Origin of the sequence: Lacunimicrobium album (assembly GCF_052161635.1) — a bacterium.
Taxonomy (GTDB): domain Bacteria; phylum Planctomycetota; class Planctomycetia; order Planctomycetales; family Planctomycetaceae; genus SXPC01.
This window is the reverse complement of sequence record NZ_CP197413.1, coordinates 2,019,867-2,034,245: the sequence shown is the minus strand read 5'-3', so window position 1 is coordinate 2,034,245 and position 14,379 is coordinate 2,019,867. Positions and strand designations below refer to the sequence as shown.

Here is a 14,379-nt window from a genome sequence, read left to right as displayed (position 1 = left end):
TCAATCCTCACGGGTGTCGCCGACGCCCGTCAATCCTTACACGACAAATAGTCGTCAGACGTCCCCTCACCGTACCCACTCATAACTCTTCTGCATCCGAAACCCGCTCACCACCAGCATCCTCTCCATCGGCTTGACTTCCAGCACCGAATACCCGTTACTCTCCACTCCAGACCCCTCGACCATGGCGACCAGCGTGCAGTAATGAATGTCGTTGATTTCCTGATAGTCATTCTGATGGCTGTGCCCCTGGAAGACTGCCATCACCTTCTTCGACTGCTCCAGAACTTCACGAACGCGGGCAGCATTCTTCACACTATGCTTCGGACTCTCATCCAGGCGCTGATGAGCAAAGACGATCACCGGTTTGTCAGTCTGTGTCAAATCCTGTTTCAACCATTCCAGTTCGACGTCCGGGATATTCGCATCCGTCCAATGCGATTTCTTCCGGCCATACGGCTGCCCATCACTTCGAAAGCAGGCATCAAGAAGAACGAAGTGCACGCCTCCGCGGTCAAACGAGTAATAAGACTTTTCCTGCCCGACACCACCCAGAAACTCTTCCTTCGTCAACGTGTCGACGCAATGATTCCCCAGCACACAATGCCGGTCTTCGCTCAACTGCGAGAACTGGTCATTGATTGTCTTCAGATACGCCAGCTCCACCTCAACTGAATCTGCCGCATCGATCAGATCACCCAACTCCACGACAAACGCAGGCTTGGCTTCCGCAAACGTCTTCGCCGCATCTGCCAACTTCGAAAGTGTCTCGCGATAATGCCGCGTTCCCGCAGGAGCTTTATCCGCATAATGCAGATCGGTAACTAATCCAATTCGCAAGGGTTCCTGGTGATTCAATCCAGCGTAACCCCATCGTGTCGAAGCGGCGGCCGTTAAGAACAATGCCCCGTTTCGAAGAAATGCGCGTCGGCTAAAGCTATGACAATCGTGAAAATCCATGACACGCCTTCAACGATGGAGGGAGGGGGAGAGGCACACGCTCATCATAATTTCATCGAACACCGAATGAGAAGAGACTCGGTCGGACTTGATGGAATCCTCATCAACCGACAGCCATCAAACCTTCTCCCACCAGCCGCTCCTTCAACTCCGCTACGGTTCCAAACCGCTTCTCTTTCTCGACATCCAAACATTTTGCAATCACGTCCCACATCGCTCCTGCATCTGTCATCAACTTCGCATGCTCCGGCAGCACCCCCTCCAGGTGATTAAACAGAATCTTGGAAACCGTCTCCCCTGGGTACGCCAGCTTCCCTGTCAGGCATTCATAGAAGATGCAGCCCAACGCATAGATATCACTTCGCCCGTCGACTGCTTCGCCACGAATCTGCTCTGGTGACATATAGGAGGGCGTTCCACAAACGCCGCAGGCGGTCGCGGTTTCGACTGTCAGGGTTGCGAGTCCAAAGTCGAGTATCTTGACCACATCCTTCTCGCCGCCGACGGTGGCAAGAAAGATATTCGCGGGTTTGAGATCGCGGTGAATCATCCCGATTGCATGTGCCTCGACGAGTCCATCGCATAACTGTGTCATGATCCGGATCGTCTCATCAACGGAGAGCGCGCCTTGCCTTTTCAGACGCGAACTCAATGGTTCCCCGTCGAGATACTCCATCACGTAATAAAAGTCGCCGTTGTCGGTCTGCCCGTAGTCGTAGATCTGCACCGTATTCCAATGGGACAGCGTGGCGGAGATTTGGACTTCATCCTCAAATCTCGCGATCGCTGTCTTGTCGGCTGCTGAGTCCGCGTTGATCAGCTTGATCGCAGCGGGGCGTTTGAGCATGCGATGCTCGGCTTTATGCACGACTCCCATCGACCCGCGTCCAATTTCATCGAGCAGTCGATACTGCCCGTATTCCCGCAGCTTCTCGACCTGTCGACGAATCCCATGCACCACATGCGACCCGACCGTCGCGACCGCGCCGAAGAAGCAGAGCATCATCACGATCATCGCGTGGATCTCAATATCATGGGCGTCGTTATGATGAAGAGGTGGTGAGTAATGGTGCTGGAGCGCCATCGCAGATACTGTCACACCAATGATTCCCAGCGAGACGATCGCCGTTCGCTTCCAGGTATTTGGGATGAAAATTCCATAGACAGTGATCACCAGCGATGCCACTCCCGCGATCTGCGATCGCAGCGCAGGAACTCGCTCCGCCAGTCCCGCATCTGCCATCGCGTTGCTACGCGTATAGAGGATGTAAAGTATCTCCGCCATTGGCACACAGATGATGACAATCTCCAGAATTCTCAAATGCTGCAGCTTCACAACGGGATGCTTCTTGAGAAAGACGAGAATGCTCCCAAGGACAATCGCTGCCAGGATCCGGCTGATCATCGTCGACGTTGGAATCTTGCCCACAAATGAAAACACGACCGTCGCAATCAGCATCGCTATCAGAAACACCGATGACGCAATGATCAGCCTCTGTCGCAGTAATCGGCGGGTCGTTTCTCCGAACTGTGTCGTTGCGCCCCTCGTCGAACCGGAACTCTCCAGCCCAATGCGGGATTTCGCCGGCGGTCCATTCCCCGCGTCCTTGCCAACGTCGTCCGTCGAAGCACCTGAGAAAATCAAAGTTGGTTGAAGATCGCCCAAAGGCATAATAGGCCCGTGACTTTCAGAAAGAGGATGTCTGTTCCTCGATCATCGTCCATGTTGAGTCTGATTTCAAATCGCCACGCTGTTGCAGATACTCCTCAACGGCCTGTTGTCGCATTGCAACACGGTCGACAATCAACCAGGCAAACCGCGCAAGAAATAACGATTATCTAAAAGAGGCCGATTCATTCACAAAGACGTCATCGGAATTCTTCTCTCATGAAAAGATCCCGCCCTCGTCATGCGCTTTGACACATACAATACGCCGCTGTTGCAGCCCCAAGTGCTCTTCAACAGTCTGACTTGACCGCAGGAAGCGGTTACAACGACTCCCAAGCTTCTCTGTTCGACAAACCAGACGCAGTTTGCCCAGATGGCATAACCCGAACCGTTTTGCTGGTTTGACCAGAGACCGCCTCTTTTGCAGTCGTCACATTACAGTTTGACGGAGAAGTCCGTCGATATGACTAGTGGTTCAGCGATGTACCTGGATGTGATTTCCGAAGGCGTTTCTTTCGGAAGATGGCCAGTTGGACGGCCGAAAATGACTGACCATTATTCCAGAAAGTACACCCAACGTGCACACCACGACCAGAAAAACTGTCCGTCGTCGTCTGTCTTCTAATGTTCAAAGCCCCCTGGAAACGTACTTAAGAGAGATCAATGAAACTCCTCTCCTGAATGCTGCTGAAGAAAAAGAGCTGGCCTACCGGATCGCTGAAGGCGACATGCAGGCACGCGATCAGATGGTCCGGGCGAATCTGCGTCTGGTCGTCAATATTGCTCGTGGCTACAGCACCAAAGGACTGCCGCTGCAGGACCTGATTGAAGAAGGCAATCTCGGCCTTCTGCGGGCTGTCGAGGGTTTTGACCCAGACATGAATACCCGCTTCTCGACCTACGCCAGCTACTGGATCAAGCAATCCATCAAGCGGGCTTTGGTCAACTCTTCGAAGACGATTCGTATTCCTGCTTATATGGTCGAACTTCTCTCGAAGTGGCGTAAGGCGACCGCCAAACTGCAGGACGAGATGAATCGCGTCCCGACGGCAGATGAAGTCGCCAAGGAACTCGATCTCCCGAAAAAGAAGCTGCGAATCGTCAAAAAGGCGATCGAGCTTTATAACAGCACCCCGCAGTCTTCCGACGATGAAGACGGCTGGTCCATGGGGGATCTGATTCCAGACGAGCGTGACAAAGGTCCTGACAACGACCTCATCGAAGGCGACAGCCTTAAGCATGTCTATGAAATGCTTGAGCACATGGACGAACGTGAATCGTCCATCATCCGCCTTCGCTTCGGCTTGGATGGCGATGAGCCCAAGACGCTGAAAGAAATTGGCATCCTCCTCGGCCTGACACGGGAACGAGTCCGTCAAATCGAAAACGACGCCCTCAACCGCATGGCCAAGCGGATCATGGGCGACTGATGCCATTCGAAGTCTCCTCCGTCGATCCTTCTCCCCCGGGGAGAAGGTGGCCGAGTCTTCGAGGTCGGATGAGGGAAGTCTGCGAAGTTACATTTGCAGACGTTCGATTTCTCGTCTGAATCTCCACCCTGCCACGCGTTCGCTGAATGAGTCTGCCCATCCCGCCCGTCTGCACCCTGTCACAATGTGACGGTTGTCCGGAATGCTCGGGTTTTCGGGAATCAATGTGTCGTAACGACGCCTGCTCAGGCGTCCGCACTCAAGACCGCTTACGGGCTGACTCGATAGAACGCGTAACACCAGACTACGACCGTCGGATGGCAAGGATGCCTCACGTCGGAATCGTTGGAAATCACCAGATCGACCGTAAGAATCTTTGCGTCGCCCTGGAGTTCTGGGTATTTTGGGAAGACTTGCGTCAGCCGCATTGGCCTTCACCCATCTGAGTTCGCAGTCTTACGGTCAGACTCATGCCATATAGTACTCCGCAGGATCCTTCGCCCATCCGTAAGCTCCGCGGTCCCATGGGATTATGGTGCCTCGGGTTTATCGCCGCCACTCTGCTGACAGGTTGGTTTGCGAAGGCGCAGGCAAAGCCGGTCCTCCAGGCAGACAACGCCGACGATCCGCGCAAGGTTCTCCTCAAGGCTCCCGAAACGCCGATGGAGATGGTCCGCGCCGCCAACCTGATGATCGATTACGGTCAGCCGACGATCGCCAAGGAATACCTCGGCCAGCTCGTCGATGCCAATCCGACCGACGAACAGCTCATTGAAATTCATCAGCAGTACGGCACTGCTGCCCTGCTCCGTATTGGCAACTCACGCGAACTCCAGCCACAAGCTGGTCAGTTCCTCGACCTGCTCAATGCTGCTCTGACCCGCCAGGCTGGCAACCCGCAATACATCGACGGCATCATCGATCAGCTCTTCGGCACGCCCAGCGAGCGTGACGTTGCAGTTCAACAGCTCAAAGCTCTCAGCCTGAATGCAGTGCCCAGGATCCTGCAACGGTATCAGGAAACACAAGACGAAACTCAACGTGATACGATTGCATACGCCCTCATTCAAATGGGCCCGACCATCATCCCGGGGATGACCGCCGCCCTTCAATCGCCAGACCCCGCTGTTAAGAGTCTTTCGCTGACTGTCCTCGGCTGGCTCAATGCACAACAAGCCCGTGCCGACATTGGTTACTTCCTGGTCAGTCCCATTGAACAAATTGGGGTTACCAAGACGGCTCAAATGGCCTGGGAACGCCTCGACTCCTTCCAGTCTCAATCCACCTTGAGTGGTCAGGAAAAAGTTGACCCGGCGTTGATCGGTGCGTACCTGCTGCGTCGCGCAGAAGAATACTACTGTGCAGACGTGAAAATGCCCGTTGGCAACGATGGCAATACGACACTGTGGCTGTGGAATGCCCAGGCTCAGACGATCGGCACAGTCTCTCTGGTTCCCAAGCGAGCAGCCCTGCAAATCGCGGAACTCAATGCCAGACGTGCACTCGCCATCCTGCCCGATTCTCTCGATGTCCAGGCTTTACTGCTGGGAATCGAATTCGCCATCGAATCTCGCGAACAAGATTACCGTGGGATCGATCCGACCAACGAAACCGCTCACCTCGGCCTGATCAGCGGCACGGAAGTGATTTCGAAATCACTCGATCTCAGCCTTCAATGCCAACAATACGGTGCCGCCGTCGTGGCGATCGAAACGCTGAAACGCATCGGCAATTCCACGATGCTCGCACCAAGTGGTAATACGTCACTTCAAAAGTCCCTGAACAGCCCGTCGCCACGCGTTCAGTTCGCTGCCGCTGACAGTATCATTCAGCTGCGTCCACGTCAGCCGTTTGCGAATTCCAACCGCGTCATGCAGATTCTCAGTCAGGCCGCGACAGCCTCGCCAGCCGGAACGGCACTGGTGATCGATCCGAATGTCGAACGCGGCCAGACGATGGCAGGTCTTCTGTCTCAACTCGCCTGGAGCGCAACCCTCAAGACGAACGGTAAATCAGGGTTTGAAGAAGCGGCAACTCGTGGCGACTTCGCCTTCGTTTTAATCCATGCTGGCGTGATCGACTGGCCTCTCAGTGCGACCATCGCCAACTTCAAAGCCGATGCCCGCACGGCCTACCTGCCTATCATCATCGTTGGACCACAAAGCGTGGAAGCCAACACCAAGTACTTAGTCGACCAGTTCAACGGCGTCTCGTTCCTGATCGAGACCGAGTCGGTTCAAGACTTCCGGGCTCAACTGGCGGACAACATTACACGATTTGAATTAACCCCGCTGACTCCACAAGAGATGACGACTCGCCAGTCGAAGTCCCTTGACCTACTCCATAAGCTCGCCATTAGCCCGAACACTGTCTTCGATCTCACGCAGGCCGAAGTTGCTCTCGAAGGTCAGCTCTATAACAGCGATAAACAACCTCTCATCCTCGAGACACTGGCTCGCATTCCCACCGCCAACGTCCAGCAAGCCCTTGCTGATCTGGTCGTTCTCGATTCAGCAGAGCCAGCCAATCGCATTCTCGCTGCCGAACTGATGTGCCAGCACGTCCGAGAATTCGGCCTTCTTCTCGACGCAGCCCAGGTCACTGCCCTGCGAGATGTTTACCGCACAACCGACAATCCCGATCTCCGCATGTGGTTGTCCTCCTTTGTAGGCATGCTAGGCCCGAACCGAACACTGACCGGCCAACGAATGCTCCAGCAGCTGGCACCGTAGTCGAGTGTGTCTCGCTCCCAATGACGTCACTTCTATGTTGAGAAGTAACTTTCGTCTCTTCTCCTTTGAGGGTGGGGCATAGGCACTGATTCGCCGACATTGCCTAATCGACGATAGGCATTTCTCTGCTTTCCCTCAGCTGGTCGCAACCACACATTGCACACCTCCTCGCCGTACGTTCTACTGACTTAAAGTACGTACCCGCTTCTCAAGAGGAGATCTCTCATGCTCAGCCGCGCTCGCCTTGTTCTGTCTGCATTGGCAGTCACCTGTTCCTGTTCTCTGGCTTTGGCTTGTACTCGTGCCGTTTACCTTGGACCGGACGGCATGATCGTCACCGGGCGAACCATGGACTGGGCGGAAGACATGGCCAGCAACCTCTGGTTCTTTCCGCGAGGCATGGAACGCAAAGGGGTTCACGGCAAGACCGCTCTCACCTGGACGAGCAAATACGGAAGCATCGTCGCCTCCGTCTACGAAGCTGCCTCAGCTGATGGAATGAACGAAAAAGGCCTCGTCGCCAACATGCTCTATCTTGCGGAGTCAGAGTATCCACCTGCGACTGACCCTCGCCCTGCCGTTTCCATCGCCGCATGGGCTCAATATGTTCTCGACCAGTTCGCAACAGTCGAAGAAGCCGTCGCTCATCATAGGAAAGAAGAGTTTCGCATCTCGCCCGTGAAGGCCCCCAATGGTGCTGAAGGGACAGTCCACCTCGCCATTTCTGATCCCACAGGCGACTCCGCCATCTTCGAATACGTTGCCGGTAAACTGGTGATCCACCATGGCCGTCAGTATCAGGTCATGACCAACTCACCGGTTTACGACCAGCAACTTGCCCTCAATGCCTACTGGAAGCAAATTGGCGGGACGATCATGCTGCCTGGGACGAACCGTGCTGCAGACCGCTTCGCTCGCGCGTCCTTTTATATCAATGCCTGTAATCAATCTTCTGATCAACGGGAAGCAGTCGCCTCGGTCATGAGCGTCATGCGAAACGCCAGTGTCCCACGCGGAATCAGTACCAAAGACCAACCCAACATCGCCTCCACTCTCTGGCGTTCGGCTGCCGACCAGAAGAATCTCGTCTACTTCTTCGAGAATACCAACAGCCCAGCCGTCGTCTGGGTCAAAATGAAAGAACTCGATTTCGCCAAAGAGTCCGGCGTCCGCAAACTGACCCTCGTCGGCCATCCCGACATCGCCGGCGACCAGACCAAGGGCTTTACAGCCGCCAAACCATACGAGTTCCTCGCTTCAGAATAGCACACCGGGTGGCTGGGGTCAGGCTTTCTAGCTGACCCCAGTTCATTCGCAATTGGAAGCACATTCTGGGGTCAGCTACCAAACCTGACCCCAACCACCCTTTAACGATTAAACCAAACAATTACCTCTCCGAAGTCTGCCAGCTAAACAGGTACATCGCCCTTGGCACGGACTGATTCATCAGCGTCTCCATCACGTTCGGCGTTGCTTCGAGTTTTGCTTCTCCAAAGATGAGTGATGAGAGTGTCGGTGTGAACTCATACTTGACCACTTTGATCTCGCCCAGGTTGTGGTCTGTCTTCATGGCATCGATGGCGTCATCCAGAAACCCAATTTTGTCGACGAGTCCCTTATCGACCGCCTGCTGCGAGGTAAAGATCCGTCCCGTCGCGACTTCCAAAACCTGCTCGCGATTCATGTTCGGTCGGTTGGCATCAATGATATCGACGAACCGCTGATACGACTCATCCATGATCCCACTCCAGACTTCGCGTTCTGCTTCACTTAACGGCTTGAACGGACTCAGCGCATCTTTGAACGGTCCCGTTGTCAGCGGATCTGCTTTGACGCCCCAGTTCTTCGCCAGTTCAGAAACGTCGTAACGTGGAATAATGACGCCGATGGAGCCCGTCCAGGTTGTTGGCTCCGCATAAATCTTCCCCTTCTCGCCAATTCCCATCGCCACGTAATAACCTCCCGAAGCCGCCAGTCGTCGCATCGAAACGTACATCGGCTTCTTCTGAGCCAGCGCCTGCAGCTTGTGATAAATCTCATGGCTGTCCGCGACCAGACCGCCCGGACTATCGATCGCCAAAATAACCCCCTTCACCGAGTCATCTTCGTCGATTTTCTTGATGACGTCGAAGACCTTCTCCGTGTAAGGAGGCATGATCGTGGCTTCGATACGAATGATCGCGATCTTATTGGTGGCAGACTTGTCGCCATTGTGGAACTTCTCGATGGGTCCCGAGATGTCCCCCATGAGCGCCGATTGCTGAGTCACCAGCGACATGTTGAGAATGAGTGAGAAGACCAGAACCGCCCCCAGCACCCTCGTCATGATCCATGACCAGCCGCTGCTATTGGCAGGCTGTTGGATGACAATCTGGGGAATGCCCCCTTGAGCATCACGGGCGGAACTGTAAACGGCTTTGTATTTGCCAATATTCTCAGATGCTGGTTGATTCGATTCGTCAGAAGGCATTGATATTCCTTGATGTCAGTTGGTCGGAGAACAATTGAACTCCAACGAGAGGCGGAAGCGAGGCTTGAGATTCTTAACTAGGATTCCGTGACGTTGTCAGTCCAGAGCCCTGTTTTCTCGTATCGGTCGCGTGGAAAGAAGAGTAGGCAATCTGGGTAGAATTTTTTGGTTGTGAGTATCGCACCGGTTCTTCGCGTCACAACGGTTGAAATTATTCTACCAGCTTTAACGCCAATCAAAAGGGACCACCCGGCACGTCGATAACTTGAGTGTGCCTCTGAACCAAGCGGCGTACGGGAATTTTGTGCCTCACGCCCCACTTTGGTTCAAGTCGCAGTGATTGACAGTTCTGGTCACGGACCCGCTTCGTTGAGCAGGTTCACAAACGCCGTCTGCAAACTCACTGCAAAGACAAGGAAGTCGACCATGAAGATCACGCGCAAAACCGCCAAAAGACTCGGAACCTCTCTGCTGTGCCTTTCTCTTTTTGCCAGTTCCGGGACCATCATGGTCAACGGCATCTTCGCTGCCCCACCCAGCAGCCCAAAGCCAAGCCAGGTGAAACGTTCGGCCCAGCCTATTCCTACCACCATCGTCGAAGACAAAGGAACCCAACAGACCGGTGGCGTCGGCTCCTTCTTCAAAGGCGTCGGCAACAAAATGAAAGGGGCCTTCAAGTCGGATTCCAACAAGTCCGAGCAGCAAGAGCGTTCTGCTCCCCCAATGACGAATGGCGCGAATCCGTCCTTCACCGCCAGCAAACCCGCCCCACAACAGCCCACTCCCAAACAAACTTCAACGACACAAGCGGCCCCCTCCCAGGTCACGCGTAACAACCCCATGCGACCCAACAATGTTGCATCCGTGCCCACCAAGCCAACCGAGCCGAACAAGCTCAATTCGCAGATGACCGGAACCCAGACAAACGAGGTCATGAAGCAACTTGAAGAGCTCTACAAAGCCGACGGCCGCACGATGCCCGACATGGGAGCCCTGCGTGACTCTCACACGGAGACCGCTCAGCAGGTCAGGAAGATGGACCAGAAGTCGACCGTCCGTCCTTCTGAGCTCTCTGACAACCCGCTGAACAAGGCCCGCGCCTACATTCCGGGCATGGACAAGCCAATCGAGACACCCAAGCTCGTCGACAAAGAGCTTCCCGCCATCCTGCCCGAAACTCGCGTCACAGCAGCTGACGTGAAAGCGTCTCTGCCTGTCGCTCCCGGACCGGCGTTCGTTCCCCCTGCTGCTCCAGAAGTTAAAGCGACACCAACACCGAAGGTCGTGAAGAGAGACCCGGTCATCACTGCTCCCGCGGAGGACTCGATGGCCTGGGCGAACCCATCTCCCGCTGCCACGCCCAAATCGACGCCCCCTCTGCCGCCTGCCGGTCCCGTTGGCATGTTCCCCGATCACATAGCCTCGACAAAGCCAGCGGATGTCAAACCGGCTCCTGTCGCCAAACCATCGCCACAGCATCCTCTCCTTGATGTTGCTCCCGCAGCGACAGCTAATAAGGTCGTCGTCTCACCACCGTCAACGGGCATGTTTCCGGACCCTGTCAGTTACGTGACGACTTCAAAAACACCAGCCCCTGCGACGTCGCCCAAAGCAAACAGCTCAGCGAATGTCAGTTCGAACGCCAAACTTGCACCCTCACTGGGAGCCGTCGGCAAGTTCCCCGGCAATGAAGAGCCAGTTGCGACGCCAGCGATCAACGTCAGCAAATCAACATCCAAAGCTGCTCCGAAGATGGACGAAGATCATTTCTTCGTCATCGACACGGAGAGTGACGAAGAAGATCTCGACCTTGGCAATGACCTCGTCGCGAAGCCCGCCTCCGTCGCGACCGTTCCCGCTCCGAAGCAACCAGTCGATTCCTCGACGGCACCTTATCGCCCAGAGACAGCTCAGGTCGAAACTCCGAAGCCACAAACCCTCGCGGCTCAGCCAGTCAAAGTTGAGACCCCGAAGGCAGCACCAAAGAATCAGGACTCCCCGTTCGTCGCGGCCAATGATGCTCAGTCTTCTTCAATGGCCAGCGCTGATAACCCCTTCAAATTCCCGGACGGCGGCCTGAAAGACGCGGACGAAGCCCTCACCCGGGCTCCGAAAGTCGAAGCGAAACCAGCTGTCGAAATCAAGACTGCTGATGCAACACCAGCCTTCATTCCAGAGGCCCCCAAGCCTAAGGCAACCGAAAGCCAGCCCGCTCCGATCCCGATGGTCCTGCCGCCGGCTCCCACCTTCCCGGATGACGAGCCCTCTGAAGAACAGCCAGTCCCGGAAACCAAGACTCAGATGACTGTCCCGGCACCAAAGGTCCAGGACAAGGTCGCCGAAGCTGCTCCTTCAGAAGCACTGCCCAAGGTGGAAAACAAGAAAGAGTCGATAGACTCCGATCTCGTCATCGAAGGTGATCCTGCCTTCTCTGCAATGGCCCTCGCTGAAGCCGCCGCCAAAGCGAATCGCGAGCAGGATGAACCTCAACCGGCCAACTCGGAAGCCGAGATGCCGACCGATGCTTTCGTCATCCCGCCACTTCCAGGAACTGCGGACGAAGCGACTGCGAAGTCATCCAATGATTCTTCCGACGATCAACCGATCGTGAAGTTCGATGACATCCCGATGCCGCCCTCGATCGAAGTGAAGACCGCGATCGTCAAGCAGGCCGACGTCCCAATCGTGATGCCAACTCCCGTCGAGAAACCAATCGTCGCTGAGCCCGTCGTCATGACGAAGCCCACCATGACCCCTCAGCAGAAGTACGAGCTGATCAGCTCACGCAAGAACGTCCGTGGCTTCAAAGGCTTCTGCCCGGTCGCGTTGCGAGACCGACGCGAACTTCTTGATACTGACCCTGAGTTCCAGGTCCTCTACCAGGAGAAGCTCTACTACTTCTCATCTGACGAATCGAAACGACGCTTTGAAATCGACCCCGAACATTACCTGCCCGCCTCCAGCGGACGTGATGTCGTTGTCTTCAAAGACTCTGGCACGATCGAAGAAGGGATGCTCGACTTTGCTGTCTGGTATCAAGGTCGCCTCTATCTGTTCGCGACCAAAGAGTCGATGACCAAGTTCTCGACCTCGCCTTCCGACTACGCCGTCGGGGAAGCACTGATCGAGACGACAAGCCATTAAAAAACGAGACCGAGGTCAGGACATTTGCCCGACCTCGGTCTGTTTTTTTCTCGAGCGGAATTACCGCCAGTCGAGTACCTGGAAAATTCCTTCGTGGCGGGTGAACTGGTGAGACAGCGATTGGAGTCGGTCGCGGTAAATGCTCAGAGCCAGGCCAGCCAGGAAGATGACGCCACCTCCGATCGCGAGGTAAACTCCCATCTCGACATCGGGACGATAGACCAGCGAACCGGTGACGACGATCAGCTGAAGAGCCAGGCTGAAGCAGCCGATGATACTCGAAGCTTTGATTCGCCAGGCAATACCGGTCAGCAGGAGCAGCAGGGAGAAGGTGGCAAGGATCATGTCGTCTGGCAGAGAGACACCGCCAGCAAACCGGTACGAGTAGGCTGCACACATAAGAGGGATCGTGACCATCAGGGAGGCGATCCACATCTGGCCTGACCATTCGCGGATGTCTATCTCCTGCTGGTCATCGAAGCGTTTAACGCAGCCGAGGATCGTCAGCAGCGTACCGATGGTGACGATGGCGATCTCGAAAATCTGAGCCTGACTGAGGGCGAGCAATCGATAACCGGCGACGATGGTGATGGCTCCCAGGAAGAAGGTACTGGCGGTATAAAAGCGGGAGACGCCGTCGCGACGAGTGATAACCGTGGCGGCAATGCTGAGGATCGTCAGCAGGGCGAAGCGTCCAGTGTCGAACCAGTCGGCGTTGCCAAGGGCGGTTTCGAAGCTCCCTTTGATGAATGTCGACGTGAAGGCGAAGATGGCGAGAATGTGTCCGATCTTTGTGATCGAGAGTTCGCGATTCCCTCGTCCAACGGCAAGCAACAGTGTTCCCAGAGAGGCTGCGATCGTCAGGTGAGTCTCGACAGAGAGACGTCGTCCAATGATGGTCACTTCAGCAGCAACAAGTGTCAGGCCGGTCATGACGATGAACACCGTCTGTTTCGAGACAACGAGTCTTGAGTAAAGATACAGATACGTCCCCCACAACCACAGACAAGCGAAGACGAGCGTGGTGGGAATGGTGTTCGATTCGCGGAGGACATTGATCCAGGCGAAGAGCTCACGCGGTTCGAGCACAGGAATCGTTGCCGTGTTCGCAAGTTGATACGCGCCGACGATCCCAAGTCCTGAGATGAGTTGAAGATGACCTGACCAGAACGTGGCGCCGCCAAAGCGCTGGCGAGAGAAAACTTCGTCGACAGGATTAAAGGCCCGTTCGAGGTGAATGGAAAGTGTCGCGAGTATCTGGAGAAGGATGCCGACGTGGAGAGCACTCGCCGCAGGGGCGTAGTCTCCCATGACAAGTAATGACGTCAATGTGATACCCGCCTGGACCGCAAAGACGAAGAGCGCATCCTTGAGCCACCATGCAGTGATCCCGAAGATGGCCGAGCAAATCACAGCAGGTCCCCAGAGACCCTGGTCGATTCTCAGGATATCTTGCGCGTGATAGAACCAGAGGTTCAACGGGAGAACGACGCAGCCCAGGAACGTGAGAGCGCGGCCAGCAAGGTTGAAGCGAGTTCTCATGGTCGTCGCGACTCCAGAGCCCCAGATCGCCAGGGAGCTGGCTGTCAGTGTCGTTGCGAGAATATATTTGTTTTCGAAGATCCCCCAGCTGATCAGGTAGACGAGCATCCCGACGACAAACAGGCACCCGCCAATCGTCATCATCCATTGGATACTGCGCGGGTCCAGAAAAGCCTGCGCCATGCGCCCGAGTGGGGTGATCCTGGGACGCGGCGACGATTCGGGAGCTTCGGGGGTATCAGGTATGTCGGACATATTAGGGCTCTCTGGTTAGTGAGTAGGAAGCTTCCTCTGGGTGGCCCAGCCGTTCATGGCTGGGTGAGCAACGCGAACAAGACGCCAGCGCCATCCGCATTCCATTCGAATTAGAGCGGTGAGCTTCGTTTGATAGCGTATGGCGATGTATCTTGTGACTTCGTCACCCAGCCATGA

The 14,379-nt window shown here is 55.3% G+C and carries 8 protein-coding genes; 4 read left to right on the top strand and 4 right to left on the bottom strand.

Features of this window, described 5'->3' with window-relative positions:
* Positions 1–66: 66 nt before the first annotated feature.
* Positions 67–960 carry a metallophosphoesterase family protein gene (locus tag SH248x_RS08060; protein WP_459558018.1) on the bottom strand — a complete coding sequence of 298 codons (894 nt, stop codon included), beginning with the start codon at positions 958–960 and terminating at the stop codon, positions 67–69.
* A 103-nt stretch (positions 961–1,063) separates the two neighbouring features.
* Positions 1,064–2,632: a serine/threonine-protein kinase gene (locus SH248x_RS08055; RefSeq protein WP_459558017.1), complete on the bottom strand. Its 1,569-nt coding sequence runs from the start codon at positions 2,630–2,632 to the stop codon at positions 1,064–1,066.
* A 575-nt stretch (positions 2,633–3,207) separates the two neighbouring features.
* Here SH248x_RS08055 and SH248x_RS08050 point away from each other — a divergent pair.
* From SH248x_RS08050 to SH248x_RS08040, 3 genes are all read left to right on the top strand, one after another.
* The gene (locus tag SH248x_RS08050) at positions 3,208–4,059 is read left to right on the top strand and encodes a sigma-70 family RNA polymerase sigma factor (RefSeq protein WP_459558016.1); all 852 of its coding nucleotides are present in this window, start codon (positions 3,208–3,210) and stop codon (positions 4,057–4,059) included.
* Between the two features lie 470 nt (positions 4,060–4,529).
* Positions 4,530–6,791 carry a hypothetical protein gene (locus SH248x_RS08045; RefSeq protein WP_459558015.1) on the top strand — a complete coding sequence of 754 codons (2,262 nt, stop codon included), beginning with the start codon at positions 4,530–4,532 and terminating at the stop codon, positions 6,789–6,791.
* Positions 6,792–7,016: 225 nt separating this feature from the next.
* On the top strand, positions 7,017–8,057 hold the full coding sequence (locus tag SH248x_RS08040; protein ID WP_459558014.1) for a linear amide C-N hydrolase: 1,041 nt from the start codon (positions 7,017–7,019) through the stop codon (positions 8,055–8,057).
* A 121-nt stretch (positions 8,058–8,178) separates the two neighbouring features.
* On the opposite strand, the gene sppA is transcribed toward SH248x_RS08040, so the two are convergent.
* Positions 8,179–9,261: a S49 family peptidase gene (sppA, locus tag SH248x_RS08035; protein ID WP_459558013.1), complete on the bottom strand. Its 1,083-nt coding sequence runs from the start codon at positions 9,259–9,261 to the stop codon at positions 8,179–8,181.
* 426 nt (positions 9,262–9,687) lie between these two features.
* Here sppA and SH248x_RS08030 point away from each other — a divergent pair, with 426 nt between their 5' ends.
* On the top strand, positions 9,688–12,405 hold the full coding sequence (locus SH248x_RS08030; RefSeq protein WP_459558012.1) for a hypothetical protein: 2,718 nt from the start codon (positions 9,688–9,690) through the stop codon (positions 12,403–12,405).
* Between the two features lie 60 nt (positions 12,406–12,465).
* Here the strand turns inward: SH248x_RS08030 and SH248x_RS08025 are convergent, their stop codons facing one another.
* Positions 12,466–14,202 (bottom strand): hypothetical protein, encoded by a 1,737-nt coding sequence (locus SH248x_RS08025; RefSeq protein ID WP_459558011.1) that lies wholly within the window; start codon positions 14,200–14,202, stop codon positions 12,466–12,468.
* Between the last annotated feature and the right edge of the window lie 177 nt (positions 14,203–14,379).